26 protein-coding genes and 1 pseudogene are annotated in these 23,313 nt (G+C 59.1%); 3 read left to right on the forward strand and 24 right to left on the reverse strand.

The window, feature by feature from the left end; genetic code table 11:
- Positions 1 to 112 precede the first annotated feature (112 nt).
- The 14 genes and pseudogenes from LOY36_RS22535 to LOY36_RS22600 all read right to left on the reverse strand — a co-directional run bounded on the left by LOY36_RS22535 (position 113) and on the right by LOY36_RS22600 (position 10,264).
- The gene (locus tag LOY36_RS22535) at positions 113 to 694 is read right to left on the reverse strand and encodes a phage tail assembly protein (RefSeq protein ID WP_258671038.1); all 582 of its coding nucleotides are present in this window, start codon (positions 692 to 694) and stop codon (positions 113 to 115) included.
- A 117-nt stretch (positions 695 to 811) separates the two neighbouring features.
- Positions 812 to 1,318 carry a phage major tail tube protein gene (locus LOY36_RS22540; protein WP_018926982.1) on the reverse strand — a complete coding sequence of 169 codons (507 nt, stop codon included), beginning with the start codon at positions 1,316 to 1,318 and terminating at the stop codon, positions 812 to 814.
- Entirely contained in the window at positions 1,318 to 2,484 is a 1,167-nt protein-coding gene (locus tag LOY36_RS22545) for a phage tail protein (protein ID WP_258671039.1), read from the reverse strand. Before LOY36_RS22545 ends, LOY36_RS22540 begins: the two co-directional genes overlap by 1 nt.
- A gap of 2 nt (positions 2,485 to 2,486) precedes the next feature.
- Positions 2,487 to 2,696, reverse strand: a complete 210-nt coding sequence (locus LOY36_RS22550; protein ID WP_258671040.1) for a hypothetical protein — start codon at positions 2,694 to 2,696, stop codon at positions 2,487 to 2,489.
- Between the two features lie 100 nt (positions 2,697 to 2,796).
- Positions 2,797 to 3,492 (reverse strand): tail fiber assembly protein, encoded by a 696-nt coding sequence (locus LOY36_RS22555; RefSeq protein WP_258671041.1) that lies wholly within the window; start codon positions 3,490 to 3,492, stop codon positions 2,797 to 2,799.
- Positions 3,493 to 3,737: 245 nt separating this feature from the next.
- A pseudogene (locus LOY36_RS22560) lies at positions 3,738 to 4,982 on the reverse strand (phage tail protein); the annotation flags it as partial.
- A complete protein-coding gene (locus LOY36_RS22565; protein WP_019647821.1) occupies positions 4,983 to 5,618 on the reverse strand; it encodes a phage tail protein I in 636 nt (211 codons plus the stop codon).
- On the reverse strand, positions 5,615 to 6,610 hold the full coding sequence (locus LOY36_RS22570; RefSeq protein ID WP_258671042.1) for a baseplate J/gp47 family protein: 996 nt from the start codon (positions 6,608 to 6,610) through the stop codon (positions 5,615 to 5,617). Before LOY36_RS22570 ends, LOY36_RS22565 begins: the two co-directional genes overlap by 4 nt.
- Positions 6,607 to 6,939: a phage baseplate protein gene (locus LOY36_RS22575; RefSeq protein ID WP_258671043.1), complete on the reverse strand. Its 333-nt coding sequence runs from the start codon at positions 6,937 to 6,939 to the stop codon at positions 6,607 to 6,609. Before LOY36_RS22575 ends, LOY36_RS22570 begins: the two co-directional genes overlap by 4 nt.
- A 10-nt stretch (positions 6,940 to 6,949) precedes the next feature.
- On the reverse strand, positions 6,950 to 7,561 hold the full coding sequence (locus tag LOY36_RS22580) for a phage baseplate assembly protein V (protein ID WP_258671044.1): 612 nt from the start codon (positions 7,559 to 7,561) through the stop codon (positions 6,950 to 6,952).
- A 3-nt stretch (positions 7,562 to 7,564) separates the two neighbouring features.
- Positions 7,565 to 8,077: a hypothetical protein gene (locus LOY36_RS22585; RefSeq protein ID WP_258671045.1), complete on the reverse strand. Its 513-nt coding sequence runs from the start codon at positions 8,075 to 8,077 to the stop codon at positions 7,565 to 7,567.
- Positions 8,078 to 8,124: 47 nt separating this feature from the next.
- Positions 8,125 to 8,475 carry a phage holin family protein gene (locus LOY36_RS22590; RefSeq protein WP_018926992.1) on the reverse strand — a complete coding sequence of 117 codons (351 nt, stop codon included), beginning with the start codon at positions 8,473 to 8,475 and terminating at the stop codon, positions 8,125 to 8,127.
- Positions 8,476 to 8,592: 117 nt separating this feature from the next.
- Positions 8,593 to 9,012 carry a tail fiber assembly protein gene (locus LOY36_RS22595; RefSeq protein WP_018926993.1) on the reverse strand — a complete coding sequence of 140 codons (420 nt, stop codon included), beginning with the start codon at positions 9,010 to 9,012 and terminating at the stop codon, positions 8,593 to 8,595.
- Between the two features lie 517 nt (positions 9,013 to 9,529).
- On the reverse strand, positions 9,530 to 10,264 hold the full coding sequence (locus LOY36_RS22600; protein ID WP_026331839.1) for an XRE family transcriptional regulator: 735 nt from the start codon (positions 10,262 to 10,264) through the stop codon (positions 9,530 to 9,532).
- A 199-nt stretch (positions 10,265 to 10,463) separates the two neighbouring features.
- On the opposite strand from LOY36_RS22600, the gene mutS reads away from it, so the two are divergent.
- Positions 10,464 to 13,043, forward strand: coding sequence for a DNA mismatch repair protein MutS (gene mutS / locus LOY36_RS22605; RefSeq protein ID WP_026345675.1), 2,580 nt, complete (start codon positions 10,464 to 10,466; stop codon positions 13,041 to 13,043).
- Positions 13,044 to 13,185: 142 nt separating this feature from the next.
- Positions 13,186 to 13,509, forward strand: coding sequence for a ferredoxin FdxA (fdxA, locus tag LOY36_RS22610; protein WP_007940535.1), 324 nt, complete (start codon positions 13,186 to 13,188; stop codon positions 13,507 to 13,509).
- A gap of 486 nt (positions 13,510 to 13,995) precedes the next feature.
- Here the strand turns inward: fdxA and rpoS are convergent, their stop codons facing one another.
- From rpoS to LOY36_RS22650, 8 genes are all read right to left on the reverse strand, one after another.
- Positions 13,996 to 15,003 carry an RNA polymerase sigma factor RpoS gene (gene rpoS, locus LOY36_RS22615; RefSeq protein ID WP_007940534.1) on the reverse strand — a complete coding sequence of 336 codons (1,008 nt, stop codon included), beginning with the start codon at positions 15,001 to 15,003 and terminating at the stop codon, positions 13,996 to 13,998.
- Positions 15,004 to 15,110: 107 nt separating this feature from the next.
- A complete protein-coding gene (locus LOY36_RS22620) occupies positions 15,111 to 15,968 on the reverse strand; it encodes a peptidoglycan DD-metalloendopeptidase family protein (RefSeq protein ID WP_026345674.1) in 858 nt (285 codons plus the stop codon).
- 211 nt (positions 15,969 to 16,179) lie between these two features.
- Positions 16,180 to 16,815 (reverse strand): protein-L-isoaspartate(D-aspartate) O-methyltransferase, encoded by a 636-nt coding sequence (locus LOY36_RS22625; protein WP_173861137.1) that lies wholly within the window; start codon positions 16,813 to 16,815, stop codon positions 16,180 to 16,182.
- A 41-nt stretch (positions 16,816 to 16,856) separates the two neighbouring features.
- Positions 16,857 to 17,606, reverse strand: a complete 750-nt coding sequence (gene surE, locus LOY36_RS22630; protein WP_258671046.1) for a 5'/3'-nucleotidase SurE — start codon at positions 17,604 to 17,606, stop codon at positions 16,857 to 16,859.
- Positions 17,594 to 18,652: a tRNA pseudouridine(13) synthase TruD gene (truD, locus tag LOY36_RS22635; RefSeq protein ID WP_258671047.1), complete on the reverse strand. Its 1,059-nt coding sequence runs from the start codon at positions 18,650 to 18,652 to the stop codon at positions 17,594 to 17,596. Before truD ends, surE begins: the two co-directional genes overlap by 13 nt.
- Positions 18,649 to 19,122: a 2-C-methyl-D-erythritol 2,4-cyclodiphosphate synthase gene (gene ispF / locus LOY36_RS22640; RefSeq protein ID WP_018927000.1), complete on the reverse strand. Its 474-nt coding sequence runs from the start codon at positions 19,120 to 19,122 to the stop codon at positions 18,649 to 18,651. The genes truD and ispF overlap by 4 nt, the downstream gene beginning before the upstream one ends.
- A gap of 43 nt (positions 19,123 to 19,165) precedes the next feature.
- Complete coding sequence (gene fghA, locus LOY36_RS22645; protein WP_258671048.1) at positions 19,166 to 20,011, reverse strand: S-formylglutathione hydrolase; 846 nt, start codon at positions 20,009 to 20,011, stop codon at positions 19,166 to 19,168.
- An 8-nt stretch (positions 20,012 to 20,019) separates the two neighbouring features.
- Complete coding sequence (locus tag LOY36_RS22650) at positions 20,020 to 21,132, reverse strand: S-(hydroxymethyl)glutathione dehydrogenase/class III alcohol dehydrogenase (RefSeq protein WP_018927002.1); 1,113 nt, start codon at positions 21,130 to 21,132, stop codon at positions 20,020 to 20,022.
- 106 nt (positions 21,133 to 21,238) lie between these two features.
- Here LOY36_RS22650 and LOY36_RS22655 point away from each other — a divergent pair, with 106 nt between their 5' ends.
- On the forward strand, positions 21,239 to 22,135 hold the full coding sequence (locus LOY36_RS22655; RefSeq protein WP_019647811.1) for a LysR substrate-binding domain-containing protein: 897 nt from the start codon (positions 21,239 to 21,241) through the stop codon (positions 22,133 to 22,135).
- A 48-nt stretch (positions 22,136 to 22,183) separates the two neighbouring features.
- Here the strand turns inward: LOY36_RS22655 and ispD are convergent, their stop codons facing one another.
- The gene (gene ispD, locus LOY36_RS22660; RefSeq protein ID WP_258671049.1) at positions 22,184 to 22,891 is read right to left on the reverse strand and encodes a 2-C-methyl-D-erythritol 4-phosphate cytidylyltransferase; all 708 of its coding nucleotides are present in this window, start codon (positions 22,889 to 22,891) and stop codon (positions 22,184 to 22,186) included.
- Positions 22,888 to 23,166: a cell division protein FtsB gene (gene ftsB, locus LOY36_RS22665; protein ID WP_007907178.1), complete on the reverse strand. Its 279-nt coding sequence runs from the start codon at positions 23,164 to 23,166 to the stop codon at positions 22,888 to 22,890. Before ftsB ends, ispD begins: the two co-directional genes overlap by 4 nt.
- Positions 23,167 to 23,313 lie beyond the last annotated feature (147 nt).

Genomic DNA, 23,313 nt, shown 5'->3' on the forward strand with positions numbered 1-23,313 from the left:
TTCACGCCAAGGCGAGTGATCGCGATGTCGTAGCGGCGCAATGCCTTGCCGGCGTCCCACTCCAGAATTTCCGCCTCACTTACCGAGTAAATGAGCGGCACCACATCGAGGATTACTTCGATGTCGCGCTCCGAAAGAAGTCCGCCGGTTTGTTTAAAAAATCGTCGATGCGTACCTGAAGCTGTGTCCAGTCGGGCACGGTCAGCAGGTCCAGATCGGGCAGCATCAGCCCGGTGCAATGGGCGGTGATGAACTCGGCGCGTTCCTTGGCCGTCTTCAGTTTTTTCATCGCCTTGGTGGCGCGCAGCACCGGCATTTCCAGGGTCAGCGAGGTCATGCTGCGGCCTGCCACGTTGAGCGGTTGCAGCAGTGACACTTGATCGGGGTCTACCGATTGTTCGCCCTGCGCTTGCTGTTCCAGAAAGTACGAAGCCGGGCGAGTCGACATCTCATGCACGTACTGCGCGATGCTCACGTAGTCCGGGCGTTTGAGCTGGTCCAGTTCCTTGACCGACAACCCCGTGGCCAATATGGCCAGCTCGAAGAACTGATCGTCCTCATCATCGCCGGCACGGGCCAGGGCCTCTTTTTGCGCGGCGTAGTACAACGGTTTGAGTTGGATCTGCTCGATCTCGGATCCGTCATCACCGGTAATTGGTGACAACAGGACATGCTTGGGAGGTATCCAGGACATGTAAGAAATTCCTTGGTGATTCATGAAAGGCTGCTGCGCAGGGATCTGTTTGCCACAATCCTTGTGGGAGCGAGCCTGCCCGCTCCCACAGGTTGTGCGCCTTGGTTGGCCTTCGTGTTACGGCAGCAACACGGCGCGGCGGGCATCACCGAGAATGTCGACGCCGTTGAGCACGAACTTCTGGGTGCGCACGTCGACATCGATCACTGGAACGCCGTTTTCCAGGCGGTTGTAGGTGCGGCAAGAGAGCTCCAGGGTGGTCTTGGGTTTTTCACCCATTTTCACGATGGCTTCCTCGAGGACCTTCAGCTTGCCGCCGACGGTGTGGTAGGTGAACCAGGTGTTACCGTCCTGATCCTGACCGGCTTCACGCACGTTCAGCAGGATGTCGTCGCCCAGCTTCACGCCCAGCGCCAGCATCACTTCGGGACCGGCGCCCTGCAGGATCAACTTGGCGCCCAGGGCCTTGGCGCTCTTGGCCATCTCCTCGACGATGAAGCGGCCGCCGACCATGTTTTCCATGTCGAACTCGATCTTCGGCGGTGTGAACTCTTCCACGGTCGCCGACAACGGCAGGCCTTGCAGGGTGGCCGCGATGGCCTGTCTTACGCGGTTGGTAAACATTAGAGAACGTCCTCCAGGAACTGCTCGATGATTTCATCGCGGGCGTTGAGTTGATAAATCATGTGTTCGTTCGGTGCGTAGCGGCCGTAGTCGATGACCACGTACCAGGTACCGTTTTTGTACTTCTCGACGCTGTTCAATTCCGGGTGCAGGTACACGCTGCCGCCGGGGATGGTTTCGTCGGCGACCAGGGTTTGCAGCCAGTCGTTGATGCGCTTGACCTCCTGATCCATGAACGACTTGGTCAGGTTCTTGGCCATGGCTTTCTGACCGGCCTTCACCAGCTTGCGGCTGATCGCATCTTCAAGGCCGACGTAGCTGATGAACTTGCCGGTGACGGAGCGGTTACCCAGCAGCGAGAAGCCGCCGAGGATGGTCCGGGCGTAGTAGCTGATGCCGTAACGGTTGAGCAGATCGCCTTCGGTGGAGGTGTCGAGGATGTTGTATTCCACGACGCGCGAAACGTCTTCGGCGTAGGTCACTTGGTTGCCCGGGCTCTCCCATTGCTTGACCTTGGCGAGCGCGGCGATGGCCAGGCTCGATGGCGCCAGGAACACGTTTTTCTTCGCCGCCTTGGAGTACACCGACGGCATGTTGTGCACCAGCAGGCAACGGTCGAAACCGAGGTCCGCACCGCCCAGCTCCTGGCTGTAAGTCACTTGATCGGCGACTGCCGCATCCTTGCCGTCGAGTACCACGCGAGCCTTGATACGTTTGCCGAACGAGGCGAACTCACTGGCCACCGCTTTGGTGCCGGTGAAACCCGGTGCACCAATGATCGTCAGGTCTTCAGGCACGCCGCCAAGTGCGGCCAGACCCAGTTTGCGACCGGTCACTGGTTCGATGCCGCCGATCACGTTATTCAGGGTGTCGGCGGGGGTTGCGCCCTCTTCGACGATGACCACGTAGACCGGCACCTTGACCACTTTGAGGATCTGGAATACCGCGTGGAACAACGTGCCCGACTCGGTACCGGTCGGGTCCAATAGTGCCTGGGTGGTGAAGCTGTTGATGCGGAACGGGGCGTTACGCGGAATCAGCAGATCCGCTTTCGGCGCGGTGCCGACCAGACCGATGACGTTGTCGCCCAGGCCACCCATGGCCTCGGGAGATTCAGTGGCATTGACGGTAATGCCGTTGTGCTCGAAGTTCAAAACCTCAGCCATGGTTATTCAGCCTTCTTGGCAGCGGCCTTTTTGGCCGGGGTGGTTGTAGAGGCCGATTCGGCAGCCTCGGTTTTTTTCAGCTCCAGACGACCAGCGCTGCGCAACGCACTGGCCTCCACATCGAGCAGGTCGAGTTCTTGACCGATGCTCGACCAGTGGCCACCCCCGGTGGGGAATGGGACGAGCACGGTGTAGGTTTGGCGTAGTGCCATTTGGGGTTCTCCAGATACGAAAAAGCCCCTTTTGAGGAAGGGGCTGTCAGGGGTTGTTGGGTGCTTGACGGAAAAGAAAACGCCCCGACGGTGCGGGGCGTTACTCGGAAACGGTGAGGGTTTCCCGAGGTGGGTCGTCGAAGCCCTGAGCCACCAGCCAGGCAGCCGCCAAGGCATCGTTCGGGCTGATCGGCCATTCCTGGGGTACCCCTCCAACGGTATCGACACGATTGAGTTCAACGCCGTAGATTTTCCAGGAGCGCAGATCCGCGATCTCGGTTTCAGTGGCAATATCCAAATCCACTGCGTTTTGCAATGTGGCAATCATGTTTGTGCTGAACTGCGTCAGCAGCGCTTTCTTCCTGGCTGCTTTCTTTTTCAGGGCGTCTGTAGTTGCGACCTCATCGACGACCCATTGATCGTCCTGCCACTTATCGAACTGGGTCGCTGGAGCTTCACGTGTATAACCTTCGGGCAAGTCACCCAACGTCTCCCAGACTTGCGCCTCACCGGTCTCGGTGCTGTAGACCGTCGTTCCACGGTAGTCCGCAACAATTTTCCACCCGTCGCCTGAAACCCTGACCGCTGTATGACCAGGCTCCAGCGTTGGCGGCTCACACTGATAAGCATGCGCGGGGATCAACCAGGTGAAAGGTTCCAGAGGACTCGGGTCTGCTACCCCCGCGCCGATGAACTCACCGGTAACGGGGTGCACATTACAGATCGTCGGTGGTGCGACCTCATCGGCGAGCCACCAGGACACCTCGCCTTCAACGGCCATGCGTTCGTCTGACATTCTCAAAAACTCCAATGTGGTTCTGATTAATATTTGATACAGGCGAGAAAAGCCGTGTTGAGTGGCCTGGCTTCAGTGCCACCGGAACTGGCAATGGTGATCGCGTGAGTGTGATCACCGGCGGCACTGGTCGGCGCCCCCGCAGACCCGTAGTAGGGCTCGTCACCCCACACCGCATTGCCGTCGGTGCCCGGCCCACGATCCAGGTTTATCCAAATCGAGTGCGTATGATTCCCGGCTACTGCTGCACTACCCGCATGCACGTGAGCGGCGTTCTGACTCGTCTGAGCACTGCCGAGCACACGACCCGGATCGACGTTTCGCCCGTCATCGAGCCCCCGATCGAAATGAGCACGAGAGTCCGGCAGGTTGAACGTCGTAGAACCATCCCCCGCCCCGTACAGTGTCCCGATCCTGGCAAACAGCGCGGCATAGGTCGTTCGCGATACGGCTGCCCCATTGCGTTTCAAAAAGCCAGCCGGCGGCGTTGCCATGGCGAAGTGCGTGACCTCCCCCACACGATCACCCGCCACGCCAAGTGCAAATGCCTCGACCTGCGCCTTGGTGTAAACATCTGTCAGTCCGTAACCTGCCACCGTGGTCGGGTTGTCCCCCGCAATGGCCCGGCCGTACTTATCAACGGTCAGCCCTCGATAGCTACCCGGCTGAATGCCAGTCCTGCCCGCGAGCATTTCGAAGGTCAGTGCGGTAGTACCCAGCGTGATGGGTCCATTGGTTGTCAGGTGCCACAGAGAGTCGCCGTTGGCTATCCCTTCTTCGACCATGACCGTCAAGCCGGGCGTTACTTTGATACTGCTATTGGCATCGAAAGCCCGAGACCAACCGCTATTGGACACAACCCAGATGCCGCTGTCTTTGGCCGATGTCTGATAGGGCAATAACACACGATCTCCGGCGACCAACGCGACACCGTCAATCTGCTGAGCCCCACTCAACACAACATTGCCCGTAGCCGCCGCGCGAACTGATTGCTTACCATCAAGCTTGGCCAACTCATCAGCGAGATAGCCCATCACCCACGCCCGCGTCGCCTTGACCACCGTGTCGTCAATCAACAACGTCACCAGCGCCGCATTACTGGTCTCGAAAATCGAACGAATGTAGAACTCTTTCCCCGAGCCCGAAGTCGCCAGCACCGGCTTGAACGACTCCGGATATTTGACGATGGCGTAAAGAATCCCGGTATCAGTCCAGATCCCGGCCTCACGTACATACCAACCACCCACTTCAGGCGGGATAGTCACTTCGGCCAGCAACCAGCTCGGATTCTTCTCATCCTGGAACAGTGCATTGAGTGGCCCGCGCCACACTTCGCGCTTGAGCGCCGTGGCGGTTGCGGCCGGGTTGTAAACCGCGCCGCCGCCGTCGCCGACGGAAATCTGCGACAGCTTGATCGGTGTGCCCGCCGCCTTGCAGGCGGTTTCGTAGGCGATCCCCGCATTGGTGAGCAGGGTGTAATAGTCGGCCATTTAGGACCCCTGAGGATAAATTGTGGAGGTTTCGACGGTGTAGAGCCCTGCGGCCATAAAGGCCTGACCCGAGGCTTCAAGCCCTTCGATGACGATCGGATAAACCGTGGTCAGCTCGCCGCATACGGTGGCGGCGCCGATGACATGACTGCCGAATGCGCTCAAGCCGACGGACACCTTCAAGGTGTCGCGTTCGCTTTTGGCATCGGCCAGGCGTCGGTCGAGACGGGCGTCGATTTCTTCGCTGTAGGGCTGTTCGGTGAAGGCCCTGACGGAAAAGCTGTAAGGCGGGCCGGGTGGTGTTTGTTCGTACCAGGCGCGCACCTCAGGCATCAATTGCAAACCCTTGGCCGCATTTTCCAGTGCTTTTCGCGTCCCGGCCTGCCGTGCGGTAGGCCAGGCGAGTTCCACCGTCAGGCGTTTTTCCGCCTCTGTCGCCTCGGAGCTCCATTCGCTGACCCCGCGATCCGCGCCCAGGTACGGCAGGAATGCCAGCGGTGTTTTGGCGGGGTTCATCAGTTCGGGGAACGGCGGGTCGATACGCTCAAGCAATCGGGCAAAACCGAGATCAAGCGCCCTTTCCAGTGGTGAGCTGTTGGCTGGCAACAGGCTCGGGCGAGGTGTGTCGTCACTCATAACGTATCCACCTCGACCTCGACGCCCGTGCAATACGGCGCTTGAAAAGCGCTCGTCACAATCGGCGCTACCGGCTCAAGGATCTGCAGTTGAACCGCCCCGGCGCTGTGCAGCGTGTAGTCGATCCAACTCGGGTCCACTCGCCCTTCCAGGCGATGACAGGCATCGGCATACGCCTGCAGCTGCTGTTGCGCGGCAACCTTGGTCAGCCCTGAATCGGGGCCCGGGTTGATCTTCGCGATCACCCGGATTTTGTAGTTCTTGATTTGCGCGCCCTGCACAGTGACCAGGTCCGTTTCGGGCCGGACATCAGGCCGGGCGAAATGCTGGCGAACATCGTCGAGCAGCGCTTGGGATGGCGTGCCATCGCCCTCTCGGGAAAGCACCGTGACCGTGACTTCGCCGGGCGCGGTCCGGCGCCCGTTGCCGTCCTTGACCTGCGCGACATAGCCGTCCGGGTCGAAGGTGTAAGTGACCGTCACCACTCCCGCCGCGGTGGTTTCCACCTTCACGGCAGGCCGTTCGCCAAGGGTGAAAATCTCGCGCCGATACTGCATCCGCGAGCCCGCCGCCGGGGCATGGGGCGCCAGGTAATAACGCAACCGGGCGTCGTCATCGCTCTCGTAGACCGGATCGATCGGCGGGAATGCCGCCGGATCGCCCGGGTCCAGCAACTGGCGCTCAAGCCCCATGTCCGCGAGGCGGGCGTCGAGGTTGGTGCCGGTGGCCCACCACGCCAGCATCTGCTTGATGCGGGCGTTGTATTTGCGTTCGTGGGTTTGCAGCCGTACACAAAACGCCTCAAGGGCCAGGGTCAGCAACTCGCTTTCGTTTTCCAGGCTGACCGCAAGCTTGGCCGCGCTCTCGGAGGAACGGGCACCGACATACTCGACAACGAAGGTCTTGAACTCTGCGAGCAGATCCTCGAACACTTCGACCGTGACGATTGCCGGTTCGGCCAACTGGTTCTGGCCAGGTATCAACATACTCATGCCACCACCTCGAAGGTCTGTTGGCGGTTTTTCCAGATGCCGGCGAAACGCAATAACAACCCGGCACCGTAGCGGCTGGCCACAATGACCTGCGGCTCGAAATCGTCGATGCCGTTGTACTTGTTGTAAAACGCTTGGGCCGCATGGCTCTGGGCGAGAATCAGCAGGTCGTCGCCGAGGTTCTGCCCCAGCAACTCAGTGAGTGCGCAACCATACAAAGGGCGCTTCTGACGTGTGCCCAACGGCGTGGTCAGCGCCCGGGTGGCGCGCTGCACGAACTGCAGCCAGTCGTCGACCGTTGTGCCGGTGTTTCTATCGATTCCGATCATGGGAAGCTCTTTATGCAGTACTGATGACGCGACCCTGGTGATCCACCAACGGGCCGCTCAGATGCACACCGGAAGCGTCGAGCCGCAGGCCGACGGCGCCCAGTTGCAATTCGATGGCCTCTGGCCTCATCGCCAGCCTCGCCGGGCCGATGTTCAACTCGAGGGATTCACGGGAGCCGGTGAACGCCGCCGGGCCGTTCTTCCAGCGCAAGACATGACTGGCGTGGTCGTAACCGCTTTCCGTGCCGTCTTGATAGAGGCGACGCGTCAGCGATGCCTGTGTCGAGACGGGCGGGAACTGACCGCCGTTGAGACCGAACAACGCCACCGACTGCCCGCCGCCCTCGCCACCGCCGTGGTTCAGCAGCAAACACTGCTCACCCACGGAAGGAATCCGCGACTCGCTCTGTGCCCCGGCGCTTGGGTTGAAAAACCGGATCGCCGGGGTGAGCAGTTCCCCATGACGGACCTTGCAGGTATTGCTGGCCGCATCGACTTCCTGACACACGCCGATGCGACAGAAACTGTCGGCACGCCGGTGCAGGTCTTCGAGCTCGGTTTCCATCTCGGCCAAACGCTCGATGATCGGCCCCAGTTGCATACGTAACAGCGCATCAAACATGGATCAGCCCTCGAGTGCGGTGTATTGATCCGGGTCGTCGATGTTCGACACCTCCCAGGTACGGGCAAATTTCGGGATACCCAACGGGTCTTCGAGCAGCGTCGGGCCGAGGTACAGGGTTTGGGTAAATGAAACGGTCCAGGCGGTGTACTCCCGTGCATCGCTGATAAACGTGGACGGGATGCCATCAATGTTCATCGGCAGATCGCATTGCTCGCCCGGCAGTTTCCAGCGGTTATCGACGACCAGGCTTTTCAACTCACTGGCCAGATCGCACACTGCCAACCCTGCACCGGGCAACACGGCTTGCAAGGAAACCGTCAGGACATGAGCGATACGTCCGTCGTTGGCACGGATGCCCGGCGCATCGCGTTCGATGGCGATCAGCACCCAGGGCAGATCGACAGTGCCGTCGAAGTCTTGATGACTCCCGACCTTCAAGCCGGGAATGGCGGTACGCAACGTCTCGGCAATGGCAGAAAACAGCTGCGACGGTTTTTCGATGACAGCAGGCATCAATGGCCTCCTATTCCTATGGCAATACGAAGATCAGCGACGCCGGTTCACTGTTGATCGGGACGAGAATCGCGCGGTGGCACTTCACAAACGCCAATCCGCTTGGCGGCCCAACGTTCGTAAAGTCCGATGGCCACGTCCGCCCCGGCCATCGCCGTCAGGCAGCCAAAGGCGCCGGCGGCCCAGATCGACAGGCCCGCGGCGTACAACAGCATGATCGCCGAGACGCCGCAGATCATGCAGGCCCCGGACCGCAGGGCCAGGCGCCGCAGCAGTGACCAGCCACGGGCGCCCTCCTTGTCGGCGCGCCACATTTCGCCGGACACCCCGCCCGCCACGGCGAGGAGGATGACCAGCCAGATCGGCATGTCCAGCAACGCTTGTTGCTCGTTTGTCATGTCACGCCTCCTGGGGTGATTGATGAGTGATGTGTGTTGGATTCAATCGATGTCTCTTGAGGTAGGCATTCCAAAAAGCCCGGAGCATTCCGGGCTTTTCAGTAATGCGCTCCGTTTTTACGGCAGCTCAGGCCAAACGATGGTCAGCGGAAAACCTGGCTGTTTGTTGACCTGAGTAAAGGCAACGCAATACTCCTTGAAGGCAGTCAGGTAAGCCTGCTCGGCAGCAGTGGCCACGCCCAGATCAACTTTGAATTGCAATCCCGACGACGCCACGCTGGTCATGACACTGTCGAGCCGCTTGGTTTTTTCATTGCGCATTTGTTCACCTAGCGCAGATTGCGGCCAAGGGAACCCGGAATTGAACGACCAGAGGCCATCGCTGTTGACTGCGTTGTAGCCGTAGTCAACCTGATTGCTCGAACTGCCGGTGACGTCGACCCAGAGTTGATCGACTGGGAACTCGTCAGTGATCGGATTGACCGTCTCGTAGATGTTGTCGACTTTTCCGTTTACTACACGTGCGTATTTCTTCATTTTCATATCCTTATTGATCGCCGGGCATCCCGGCACACGTTGATCTGCCTGCATCAGGTAGGCATTCCAAAAAGCCCGGTGTGAAACCGGGCTTTTCAGTAATGCGCTCCTTCGCCTTCCTTTAATCCCGTGTCAAAAAGGAAGCTGACTTTTCGGCGCTACTGGCGCGGTACGAGTCCATTCAAATTGTTTTTCCGACCGCGGTCCCTGCCCGCCGGATAACTGCTTCTGGTGCTTTACGCTGCACACCCGGGTCAGTTGCCAACCCTCTGAACCGTTGAGGCCGATTCATCGCTGCCTTTGTGGTGGAACTAAAGAGCTTCGTTTCGAGCCGCTTTGTTGAGCGGCTTGAGACAAAGAATATGCATGGATGCATATACAGTCAATGCATAAATGCATTTATTTATGCACAAGAAATGCACAGGCGCATGAAAGTCCCACAGACAAAGGCGTTGGCGGTTTTTGGCAGGCGAAAAAAAACCCGTCGGGCGACGGGTTTTATCTGACAGTGGTGAGGTTAGCGGGCGTACATGCCCCACCAGAAGACGTGACCAAGGATGACGATTTGCTCTTCCTGGATTTCCTGGAAGCTGTAGTCCTCGTCCGGATGCTCATCGCGATTGAAGCTGCGCAGGCGAATCCCGGTCGGCAGGCGATAAAGCTGTTTCACCCGCAACTGGCCGTTGTGGTTGATGGCGTACAGGTCGCCGTCGATGATGTCGCCAATCCCGCATTTACCGGCATTCACCCCCACCGTGGCACCGTCGCGCAGTACCGGCAACATGCTGTTGCCACGCACAGTCACGCATTTGGCCTGGTCGAACTGCACACCGTTATGGCGCAAACTGCGCTTGCCGAAGCGCAGGCTAGAGCGCTCGCTCTCTTCGATGACGAATCTTCCTGATCCAGCAGCCAATTCAACCTCGCGAAGAAAGGGGACCGACACCTCGTCGTCATCGACAGGCGTATCGTCGTCCCACAGGCTTATGTCCTTGAGTTCCGAATGCAATTGATCGCGCCCGGCGCTGGCGGCCGGCGCGACATCCGCGCGGCCCCGCAATTGATCGGTGCTCACAGCAAAGTATTCGGCAATCTTCGAGATATGTTTATCCGAAGGATCGACGATCTTCCCGCTGAGGATGCGCGAGAGAGTGGATTGAGGCACGCCGGTGCGACGGTGAAGCTCCGTGGGGGAGATCCCGTGCTGATCGAGCAGCGCTCTTAAGACGGTAGAAACATTGCGTTTTTGCATAACGCGAATAGTGCTTGATCTTTTTTCGGAAGACAAATGCCAAATTGCATAATTTGTGCATAGACCCACGAAAAATAGCGTTGAGGCTTTCATGCCTGCGTCGGGCGGACCGCCCATGGTAACCTTGCGCCCATCGCGGAAAAGCCGGGCCGATGCCCCTCCTTTGCCCCACACCTTTCAACGAATTTGCCTATATCCGATGAATAAAGCCGTCTCCGATCTGTCCTCCCACACGCCAATGATGCAGCAATACTGGCGCCTGAAGAATCAGCACCCCGACCAGCTGATGTTCTATCGCATGGGCGACTTCTACGAGATCTTCTATGAAGATGCGAAGAAGGCCGCCAAGTTGCTGGACATCACCCTGACAGCTCGTGGGCAATCGGCGGGTCAGGCGATTCCGATGTGTGGGATTCCTTACCACGCTGCGGAAGGTTACCTGGCGAAACTGGTGAAGCTTGGCGAATCGGTGGTGATCTGCGAGCAGGTCGGCGACCCGGCCACCAGCAAAGGCCCGGTGGATCGTCAGGTGGTGCGCATCATCACGCCCGGCACGGTCAGCGATGAAGCGCTGCTGGATGAGCGTCGGGACAACCTGATCGCTGCGGTGCTGGGGGACGAGCGTCTGTTCGGTCTGGCGGTGCTGGACATCACCAGCGGCAACTTCACGGTGCTGGAGATCAAGGGCTGGGAAAACCTGCTGGCGGAACTGGAGCGGGTCAACCCGGTTGAGCTGATGATCCCGGACGACTGGCCGAAGGACTTGCCGGCGGAGAAACGTCGTGGGGTCCGTCGCCGTGCGCCGTGGGATTTCGAGCGCGACTCGGCGCTGAAAAGTCTTTGCCAGCAGTTTTCCACCCAGGACCTGAAGGGTTTCGGCTGCGAGAACCTGACCCTGGCCATCGGCGCTGCTGGCTGCCTGCTCAGCTACGCCAAGGAAACCCAGCGCACTGCCCTGCCGCACTTGCGCAGCCTGCGTCATGAACGCCTGGACGACACCGTGGTGCTCGACGGCGCCAGCCGGCGCAACCTGGAACTGGATACCAACCTGGCCGGTGGTCGCGACAACACGTTGCAATCGGTGGTCGACCGCTGCCAGACCGCCATGGGCAGCCGTTTGCTGACCCGCTGGCTGAACCGTCCGCTGCGGGATTTGACCGTATTGCTGGCACGTCAGACTTCGATCACCTGCCTGCTTGATCGTTATCGCTTCGAGAAACTGCAACCGCAGCTCAAGGAAATCGGTGACATCGAGCGGATTCTGGCGCGGATCGGCCTGCGCAATGCCCGTCCTCGTGACCTGGCGCGTCTGCGCGATGCCCTCGGCGCGCTGCCAGAGTTGCAGGTGGCAATGGCCGAGCTTGAAGCTCCGCACATCATTCAACTGGCAACGACCACCAGCACCTATCCGGAACTGGCGGCGCTGCTGGAGAAAGCCATCATCGACAACCCGCCAGCGGTGATCCGTGACGGCGGCGTGTTGAAAACCGGTTACGACAGCGAACTCGACGAGCTGCAATCGCTCAGCGAAAACGCCGGGCAGTTCCTGATCGATCTGGAAGCCCGGGAGAAGGCCCGCACCGGCCTGGCCAACCTGAAAGTCGGTTACAACCGCATTCACGGTTACTTCATTGAGTTGCCGAGCAAGCAGGCCGAATCGGCACCCGCCGACTATATCCGTCGCCAGACCCTCAAGGGTGCCGAGCGTTTCATTACCCCGGAACTGAAAGCGTTCGAAGACAAGGCGCTGTCGGCCAAGAGCCGTGCCCTGGCGCGCGAGAAGATGCTCTACGAAGCATTGCTCGAAGACCTGATCGCCCAATTGCCGCCCTTGCAGGACACCGCTGCCGCACTGGCCGAACTGGACGTGCTGAGCAACCTCGCCGAGCGTGCACTGAATCTGGACCTGAACTGCCCGCGTTTCGTCAGCGAGCCGTGCATGCGCATCAGCCAGGGCCGTCATCCGGTGGTCGAGCAGGTACTTACCACGCCGTTCGTAGCCAACGACCTGAGCCTCGATGACAGCACCCGTATGTTGGTGATCACCGGTCCGAACATGGGCGGTAAATCCACCTACATGCGCCAGACCGCGTTGATCGTGCTGCTGGCGCATATCGGTAGCTTCGTGCCGGCAGCCAGTTGCGAATTGTCCCTGGTCGACCGGATCTTCACCCGGATCGGTTCCAGCGACGACCTGGCGGGCGGGCGTTCGACCTTCATGGTCGAAATGAGCGAAACCGCGAACATCCTGCACAACGCCACCGAGCGCAGCCTGGTGCTGATGGACGAAGTCGGTCGCGGCACCAGCACCTTCGACGGTCTGTCCCTGGCCTGGGCCGCGGCCGAGCGTCTGGCGCAGCTGCGGGCCTACACACTGTTCGCCACCCACTATTTCGAGCTGACGGTGCTGCCGGAAGCCCAACCGCTAGTAGCCAACGTGCACCTCAATGCCACCGAGCACAACGAACGTATCGTGTTCCTGCACCACGTGCTGCCTGGGCCTGCCAGCCAGAGCTATGGCCTGGCGGTTGCGCAGTTGGCCGGTGTGCCGAGCGAAGTGATCGTGCGTGCCCGTGAACACTTGAGCCGGCTGGAATCCACGGCGCTGCCCCATGAAGTGCCGACGCCGGCCAAAGGCAAATCCGTTGCGCCGCAGCAGAGCGACATGTTCGCCAGCCTGCCGCATCCGGTGCTGGATGAACTGGCCAAACTTGATCTGGATGACCTGACACCACGCAGGGCTTTGGAAATGCTCTATACATTAAAGACACGGATCTAACGCACTTGCCTGCAAGCTGTTAGAATCTCGCGCGGTTTGGGATGCTGCAGGCTCATAGCCTGGCCTGCAGACTATCGCTCCCGAACCTGGCGACCCCGTCCTGAAGGGGCTCCGCTGCCGCCGCCTGAGGAGAAAATTAGAAATGACCTTCGTCGTCACCGACAACTGCATCAAGTGCAAGTACACCGACTGCGTAGAAGTCTGTCCGGTGGACTGCTTTTACGAAGGCCCGAACTTCCTGGTGATTCACCCGGATGAGTGCATCGACTGCGCACTGTGCGAACCAGAATGCCCTGCCGTGGCCATCTTCTCTGAAGATGAAGTTCCCGCCGGCATGGAAAACTTCATTCAGCTGAACATGGAATTGGCCGAGGTATGGCCAAACATCACTGAACGGAAAGATCCATTGCCCGATTCCGCTGAATGGGATGGCAAGCCAGGCAAGATCGAACACCTCGAACGCTGATTTCCCTCGCGTTCCCGAAAAGGCCCCTTGCGGGCCTTTTTGCTTTTCTGCAGGCAAAAAAAAGGGGCGGTTTGACCCGCCCACATTTTTTCCCTATTCCATGTATTCCTTTTCATCGTCCTGATGAATCGCATCCTGCGATGTCCGTTCCCCTCTTCCTTGAAGGGCGTGTCTATCCGTCGACACAGTTCAAATACTAGAGGATTCCCCACCAAGAGCAATCGGCCTCCATGGCTGAAATCATCTGCAATATGCTGTTAACTTAATAAAATAAATATATAAATCAATAACTTATAAATACAGCATCCTTCGAATAGACAACTACCAGGGTGTAAAAATAATGAACACTTACGAAAGAGTAAGCAATGACTTACACCACGAGACTACAAACCTGAGGTGGCGCCAATACCAACGCACCTCTCATCTTCCCGGTAACAAAAAGCCCCGAACCAGTCGGGGCTTTTTGTTACCGGTTGAGCGAATGGCTTATTGGAACAGCGACTCACTCGACAGGCCATTTTTCTCGAGAATCTCCCGAAGACGCTTGAGGCCTTCAACCTGGATTTGCCTGACCCGCTCCCGGGTAAGGCCGATTTCCAGGCCGACATCTTCAAGCGTACTGCTCTCGTGACCTCGCAAGCCGAAGCGGCGTACGACCACCTCGCGTTGCTTGTCGGTCAGCTCCGAGAGCCATTGATCGATGCTCTGCGACAGGTCGTCATCCTGCAACAGTTCACATGGATCGGTCGGGCGGTCGTCGGTCAGGGTGTCCAGCAGGGTTTTATCCGAATCCGGACCCAGCGAGACGTCGACCGAAGAAACCCGCTCGTTCAGGCCAAGCATGCGCTTGACCTCGCCTACCGGTTTCTCCAGCAGGTTGGCAATTTCTTCGGGTGAGGGTTCATGGTCGAGCTTTTGAGTCAGCTCCCGTGCAGCCCGCAAGTACACGTTGAGCTCTTTGACCACATGAATAGGTAGCCGGATGGTCCGGGTCTGATTCATGATCGCGCGTTCGATGGTCTGACGAATCCACCAGGTGGCGTAGGTCGAAAAGCGGAAGCCGCGTTCTGGATCGAACTTTTCCACTGCCCGGATCAGGCCGAGGTTACCCTCTTCGATCAGGTCCAGCAGCGACAGCCCACGATTGACGTAACGCCGGGCGATTTTCACCACCAGCCGCAGGTTGCTTTCAATCATGCGCTTGCGTCCGGCCGGATCACCACTTTGCGACAGGCGCGCAAAATGAACTTCTTCTTCCGGGGAGAGCAATGGGGAAAAGCCGATTTCATTGAGGTACAGCTGCGTGGCATCGAGTGCCCGGGTGTAGTCGATGTACTTGTGTTGCTTTAACGAAGCGGAGTGTCTGGATTTGGCACGAACGGAAGGTGGTGCATCCCCTTCATCATTCGACATCGAATCCATAGCGATGCCGGTCTCCATAAGGAGAACCTCATCGTCGATGTCAAACTCCGGCACTTCTTTACTGAGAGCCATTGTTATAGTCCTTTGGTGAGTTCGACCTCAAGCTCAAGCGGCGCCTTGATCCCTGGCAACGCTGGAGCCTGTTCCCTCTACGTGACGGAACAGGCTTGGCTAACAAATCAACGACGTGGCAGGAACTGCAGCGGATCTACAGGTTTACCTTGTCGGCGAATCTCAAAATGCAGTTTCACCCGGTCTGTACCCGTTGACCCCATTTCGGCAATTGTCTGTCCGACTTTGACCTGCTGCCCCTCCCGAACCAACAGCCTGCGGTTGTGACCGTAGGCACTGACGTAGGTATCGCTGTGTTTGATGATGACTAATTCGCCGTAGCCCCTTAAGCCACTCCCGGCGTATACCACCGTCCCATCAGACGCAGCTAAAACAGGCTGTCCCAAATCTCCGGCGATATCAATTCCTTTATTCAAACTACCGTTTGAAGAGAATTTTCCAATCAGAATGCCATTAGAAGGCCACCCCCAGCCCGTCGGGGCCGGACCGGCAGGAGGCAGTGGAGCGGGTGCCGGTTTGCTGGCGACGGACGGTGCGAGCACCGTTGTACTGGTCGTTGTGCCATTTGCCTGACGCCGAATTACCGTGGTTTTGCTCGACGACGAAGGCGAGGAACTGGACGAACTCACCACCGCTGCCGGCGTTGAATCGTTGCGACCGTCGAAGCGAATCGTCTGACCCGGATGGATCGTGTAAGGCGTAGGAATGTTGTTCCTTGCCGCGAGGGCTTTGTAGTCCCAGCCGTAGCGAAAGGCGATGGAAAACAACGTGTCCTTGGGTCGAACAACGTACTGGCCGGTGGTTACGGCCGGACGCTGGGCGACCGCATTGTTGCGATCGACAACTCCCGCGCTACTCGATTTGGTGCTGGAACAACCGACCAGCAAGGTACTCAAGACAAGACCAGTCACCAGACGCTGAAAGCTCGTTATACCCATTCGCTGCGCAACGACTGTGAGACTCACCCGCCGCTCCCTTTGTGGTGGCTGAAAATATGAATTGCCGTGTTTCGGCACGAAATGTCGCAAGTATAACGGGCCGAACAGGCTTTACCTTTAATGAAGCGGATTCGCTTCACGCACACGTTTGCTGCCTGACGATTAATTCTGTTTAACCCATCGATGCCGCTGTAAGACCCGGGCAATCGAAGAGAATTCAGCGCGCTGAAACAAATGCTCAGGCCAGCGGCCCGTTGAGTAGTGGCACAAAGCGCACTGCCCCCAGAACACGCCTGGAAAAGCCCTGCTCTTCACGGATGATCAGCATCAATTGTTGAACTTCACCAGAGCCGACCGGAATCACCAGTCGCCCGCCCGGTGCCAATTGATCGAGCAGCGCCTGAGGCACGTCGGTGGCCACGGCGGTAACAATGATGCCGTTGTAAGGCGCCAGCGCCGGCCAGCCCTCCCAGCCATCGCCCCAGCGAAATACCACATTGCGCAGGTTCAGCTCCACCAGGCGCTCCTTGGCTCGATCTTGCAGAACCTTGATGCGCTCGACGGAAAAAACCCGCTCGACCAGTTGCGACAGCACCGCCGTCTGGTAACCCGAACCGGTACCGATTTCCAGCACCTTGTCCAACGGGCCGGCTTCCAGCAGCAGCTCGCTCATGCGCGCCACCATATAAGGCTGGGAGATGGTCTGGTTATGGCCAATCGGTAGCGCCGTATCTTCATAAGCGCGGTGGGCCAACGCCTCATCGACGAACAGGTGACGCGGTGTGCGGCGGATGACTTCCAGCACCTTGGCGTTGGACACCCCTTCTTCATAGAGGCGCTGAATCAGACGCTCACGGGTCCGCTGGGAGGTCATCCCGATGCCGCGGTGCAGAATATCGTCTTGTTCACGAGCCATTAGCGCAGCCCCTCCAGCCAGCCATCGAGACTACTGAAGGCATCATTAAAGGTGCGATCCAGTTGCAGTGGCGTGATTGAAACATAGCCTTGCATCACCGCATGGAAATCGGTGCCCGGGCCGCCATCCTCGGCGTCCCCCGCTGCAGCGATCCAGTAACCGGATTTACCACGCGGATCGACCACTTTTATCGGCGCAGCAGCGCGGGCGCGATGGCCCAGGCGGGTCAGCTGGATACCGCGGATATGCTCCAGCGGCAAGTTGGGAATGTTCACGTTCAGTACCGTGCGCGGTGGCAGATCGAGGTCCGCGTGGGCCTCTACCAGTTTGCGCGCAAAATAGGCCGCCGTGGGAAGGTTCTCCACTTGCCGTGAGACAAACGAAAAGGCAAACGAAGGACGTTCCAGGAAACGGCCCTCAAGGGCGGCCGCCACAGTACCGGAATACAGCACGTCGTCCCCCAGGTTCGCACCCAGGTTAATACCGGAAACCACCATGTCCGGCTCAAACTCCAGCAAGCCGTTAAGGCCCAGGTGCACGCAATCGGTGGGTGTGCCATTGAGGCTGATAAAGCCATTGGCCAAGGTATACGGGTGCAACGGACGGTCGAGCGTCAGCGAGCTGCTGGCGCCGCTTTTGTCCTGGTCCGGGGCGATAACCACGCATTCGGTGTAATCCGCCAGCGCAGCATAAAGCGCGGCGAGACCGGGTGCGGTTACCCCATCGTCGTTAGAAATCAGAATACGCATGGGCTGTCCGTCTGCCCCACCGGCACCAGATCGACGAGTTCACGCACCAATACGGTGGCGAAGCATCCGGCCGGGAGGACGAATTCCAGTTGCAGAATGTCAGGCTCGGGATAATGCCACGTCAACCCGCCAATGGGCAGCCGCAGGATGCGACGTTCGTGGCTCATTCCGGCGTTAATCAACCAATCGCGCAGGTCCGCTTCGCGCGCAGCGATTGCCTGCTCCAGTTCATGGACAGCCCCCGACGCCGGCGAGTCACCTTCGCCCCACTGCGGTCCGGTCGGGTGCAGGTCGAGAATCGCCAGGCGCGGGTCGCTGCATTCGGCCTCACCTGCCGGGAAAAAACTGCGGCTATCGGTGAACGCCAGCAGATCGCCGACCTGAGCACGCTGCCAGGTACCATCGGCGACACGCGCCGCCAGCACCTGATTAAACAGAAAACTGCGCGCGGTTGAGAGCAGGCGCGAACGCACATTGCGTTGCTCCGGCAGGGCCTTGCGCACCGCCCAGGCACGGGCGTCGACGACGTTGCCGCCGTCATGCCCGAAACGCTGGGCGCCGAAATAATTGGGAATACCTTGCCTGGCGATCAGTTGCAGACGCTCCTCGATCGCTGCCTTGTCGCCAGCGAATTGAGTCAGGCGCAACGTGAAGCCGTTGGCCGAATGGGCACCGCGTTGCAGCTTGCGTCTGTGCCGACCGGTCTTGAGAATCTTCAGCGTGTCGTTTTCCGCTGCCGACAGATCTGGATCAGCCTTGCCGGGCAGTTGCACGCTAAACCACTGGCGAGTCAACGCCTGACGGTCCTTGAGGCCCGCGTAGCTGACGGTACGCAATGGCACGCCCGCAGCCTTGGCAATCCGCCGTGCCGCTTCTTCGGTATTCAGACCGCGCTTTTCCACCCAGATCCATAGGTGTTCGCCGTCGCCGCTAAGGGGAATATCGAGGACTTCATCGACCTGGAAATCTTCCGCCGTGGCTTTCAGCACCGCGCTGCCGAGAGCGTCACCATAGGCCCGCGGGCCGAGCAATTGCGCCTCGTTCATGCGCGCAGCAACAAGGCAACGGAGTGCACGGCAATACCTTCTTCGCGACCGACAAAGCCAAGCTTCTCGGTGGTGGTAGCTTTCACGTTCACTTGATCCAACTCAACTTGAAGATCCGCGGCAATCAGCGCGCGCATCGATTCGATATGCGGGGCCATTTTCGGGGCCTGGGCGACGATGGTGTTATCGACGTTGCCGACTTTCCAGCCCTTGGCGTGGATCAGTGCGACGACATGACGCAACAGCGCACGGCTGTCGGCGCCCTTGAATTGCGGGTCGGTGTCCGGAAAATGCTTGCCGATATCACCCAGCGCGGCAGCGCCGAGCAACGCATCGCTCAAGGCGTGCAGCAGGACATCACCGTCGGAATGGGCAAGCAGCCCGAAGCTGTGTGCAATCCGCACACCGCCCAGCGTGATGAAATCGCCTTCACCGAAACGGTGCACATCATAGCCGTGGCCAATACGCATAAAAAAACGCCCCGATTTTTGTCAGGGCGTGATTCTACCTGCATTAGAGGCCTAGAGCGCGTCCGTGATGCAGCAAGTGGTCGTCGATAAAACTGGCGATGAAGAAATAGCTGTGGTCGTAGCCCGGTTGCAAACGCAACGTCAGCGGATGATCGGCCAGTTTGGTCGCTTGTTGCAGGGCTTCAGGCTTGAGCTGGGTGGCGAGGAAATCGTCGCGATCACCCTGATCCACCAGCAGCGGCAGCTTCTCGCCGGCCTCGGCGATCAATGCACAGGCATCCCACTCGCGCCATTTCGACCGGTCTTCACCCAAGTAGCGGGAAAAGGCTTTCTGCCCCCATGGGCAATCGATCGGATTGTTGATCGGCGAGAACGCCGACACCGACTGGTAACGCCCCGGATTACGCAAGGCGCAGACCAGCGCACCGTGGCCACCCATGGAGTGGCCGCTGATGCCACGCTTTTCCGAAGCCGGGAAATGCGCCTCGACCAATGTCGGCAATTCCTGCACGACATAGTCATGCATCCGATAGTGCCGCGACCACGGTTCCTGCGTGGCATTCAGATAAAACCCGGCACCGAGACCGAAGTCCCAGGCACCATCCGGATCGCCCGGTACTTCGGGACCGCGTGGGCTGGTGTCCGGTGCGACGATAATCAGCCCCAGCTCGGCGGCCATGCGCATGGCACCGGCCTTCTGCATGAAGTTCTCGTCGGTGCAGGTCAGGCCGGACAACCAGTACAGCACCGGCAGCTTGCCGCCCTGCTCCGCTTGCGGCGGCAGGTACACGGCAAACACCATGTCGCAGCCGAGCACGTCGGAGCGGTGCCGGTAGCGCTTGTGCCAGCCGCCGAAGCTTTTCTGGCAGGAGATATTTTCCAGGCTCATGACCGACCTCAGAAATGGATGACGCTACGGATGCTTTTGCCTTCATGCATCAGGTCAAACGCCTTGTTGATATCTTCCAGGCCCATAGTGTGGGTGATGAAGGTATCCAGCGGGATCTCGCCGGTCTGGGCCATTTCGACATAGCTTGGCAACTCGGTACGGCCACGCACGCCACCGAACGCCGAACCGCGCCAGACACGACCGGTGACCAACTGGAATGGACGGGTGGAGATTTCCTGGCCTGCGCCGGCCACACCGATGATGACCGACTCGCCCCAACCTTTGTGGCAGCACTCAAGTGCGGCACGCATCAACTGCACGTTACCGATGCATTCGAACGAGAAGTCGACGCCGCCATCGGTCATGTCGACGATCACTTCCTGAATCGGACGATCGAAGTCTTTCGGGTTCACGCAGTCGGTAGCGCCCAATTGCCTGGCGATTTCGAACTTGGCCGGGTTGATGTCGATGGCGATGATCCGGCCAGCCTTGGCTTTGACCGCGCCGATCACGGCAGACAGTCCGATGCCGCCCAGACCGAAGATGGCGACGGTGTCACCCGGTTTGACCTTGGCAGTGTTGATCACTGCACCGATGCCGGTGGTGACGCCACAGCCCAACAGGCAGACTTTTTCCAGCGGTGCTTCTTTAGGAATTTTGGCGACAGAGATTTCCGGCAGCACGGTGTACTCGGAAAACGTCGAGGTGCCCATGTAGTGGAAAATCGTTTCGCCCTTGTAGGAAAAGCGCGAAGTGCCGTCCGGCATCAGGCCTTTACCCTGGGTTGCACGAATCGCCTGGCAGAGGTTGGTTTTGCCCGACAGACAGAATTTGCACTTGCCACATTCCGGGGTGTACAGCGGGATCACATGATCACCCACAGCAACCGAGGTCACGCCCTCGCCGATCGCTTCGACCACCGCGCCACCTTCGTGGCCCAGGATCGACGGGAAGATACCTTCCGGGTCCGCGCCCGAGAGGGTGTAGGCATCGGTATGGCAGACACCGGAAGCGACGACGCGCAGCAGGACTTCGCCCGCCTTGGGCATGGCGACATCGACTTCAACGATCTCGAGGGGCTTCTTGGCCTCGAAGGCAACGGCGGCGCGCGACTTGATCATGCTGACTCTCCAGTGAATAAAAACGAGACAATGAGTGTAATACAGCGGCATACGATGAATAATCAGGACAAAAGCAAAACATTATTGCCATGCAGGGATAATCCTGATGTCCGAAAACCGCTGGGAAGGCATCGATGAGTTCGTCGCCGTGGCCGAGTGCAGCCAATTCACCGCCGCTGCTGAACGCCTTGGAGTGTCGTCCTCCCACATCAGTCGCCAAATCGTACGACTGGAAGAGCGCCTGCAAACCCGCTTGCTCTATCGCAGCACCCGCCGGGTCACGCTGACCGAAGCCGGGCAAACCTTTCTGCAACATTGCCAACGTTTGCAGGACGGCCGCGAAGAAGCGTTGCGCGCTGTCGGCGACCTGACCAGCGAACCCAAGGGCATGCTGCGCATGACTTGCGCCGTGGCCTACGGCGAACGATTCATCGTGCCGCTGGTGACTCGCTTCATGGGCATGTATCCGCAACTGCGTGTCGACATCGAACTGAGCAACCGCCCGCTCGATCTGGTGCATGAAGGGCTGGACCTGGCCATCCGCCTCGGCCGCCTGCAGGATTCAAGATTGGTCGCGACCCGTTTGGCACCACGGCGCATGTATCTGTGCGCCTCGCCGTCCTACCTGGAACGGTATGGTCGCCCACACAGTTTGTCGGAGCTGAGTCGTCATAACTGCCTTATCGGCAGCTCGGATATCTGGCAACTGGAACAGAACGGCCGGGAATTTTCCCAGCGAGTACAGGGAAACTGGCGCTGCAACAGTGGGCAGGCGGTGCTGGATGCCGCGCTACAAGGGGTTGGGTTGTGTCAGTTACCGGACTACTACGTGCTGGAGCACCTGAAAAACGGCGAATTGATCTCGCTGCTGGAAGCCCACCAACCGCCGAACACAGCGGTTTGGGCGCTTTATCCGCAGCAGCGGCATTTGTCGCCAAAAGTGCGCAAGTTAGTGGATTATTTGAAGGAAGGGTTGGCCGAACGGCCGGAGTATCGGGTTTAAGAGCAAAAGTTCGCAGCCTGCGGCAGTTCCTGCATAGGCTGCGATCTTTTAACGGCGGTTAGCCCAGCGCTGGCGCAACCACTCAAGGTCTTCGGGGCGAGTGACTTTGATGTTATCGGATCGACCTTCGATCAAACGGGGTGCCATACCTGCCCACTCCATCGCCGAGGCTTCATCGGTGATGACCGCATCCGCCACCAGGCTATCCGCCAACGCCCGATGCAATGCTCCAAGGCGGAACATCTGTGGTGTATAAGCCTGCCAGATCACACTGCGATCCACTGTTTCCAACACACGCCCGTGCTTGTCGACCCGTTTGAGGGTGTCGCGCGCAGGCACCGCCAATAGGCCGCCCACCGGATCGTCAGCCAGTTCACTGAGCAATTTATCGAGATCATCGCGCGCCAGATTCGGTCGCGCGGCATCGTGAACCAACACCCAATCCTCATCGTCAGCGCCCTGGGCATGCAGATGCAGCAAGGCGTTGAGCACTGATCCGGAACGCTCGGCGCCGCCTTCAACCCGCTGAATACGCGAATCGGCAGCACAGGCCAGGTTCGGCCAGTAAGGATCGTCGATGGCAAGACTGACCACCAACCCCTTCAGGGCAGGATGGTCGAGGAAACAGCCAAGGCTGTGTTCGAGAATAGTGCGCCCGCCCAGCTGCAAGTATTGCTTGGGACGGTCCGCGGCCATACGGGCACCGACGCCCGCGGCAGGAATCACGGCCCAGAAGGCCGGTAACGACTCAATCATTGGGCCAACTGGTAAAGGGTTTCACCATCCTTGACCATGCCCAACTCATGGCGAGCCCGTTCTTCAACGGTCTCCATGCCCTTTTTCAACTCACTGACTTCGGCGTCCATCACTCGGTTGCGCTCCAGCAACGCCTCGTTCTCGGCGTGTTGATCCGCAATCTGCTGCTTCAGCTCGGCCACTTGCGCCAGACTGCCATTACCCACCCACAGGCGGTACTGCAGGCCGGCCAGCAGCAAGAGCAAGACGAGGAACAACCAATTGGGACTGCGCATCGAATATCAGGTATCCAGTGAAAAAAGACAGCCATGCCAAACTTTGAAGCTTCTGATAGCACGAAGCCTGGAAGAACCAGGCTTGTGCTCTTAAGGCATCAGATTAGTGGCAAATCCGTCGCTGTCGCGATTTTTCCGACACAATCC

It is taken from the genome of Pseudomonas sp. B21-019 (assembly GCF_024749225.1).
GTDB lineage: Bacteria > Pseudomonadota > Gammaproteobacteria > Pseudomonadales > Pseudomonadaceae > Aquipseudomonas.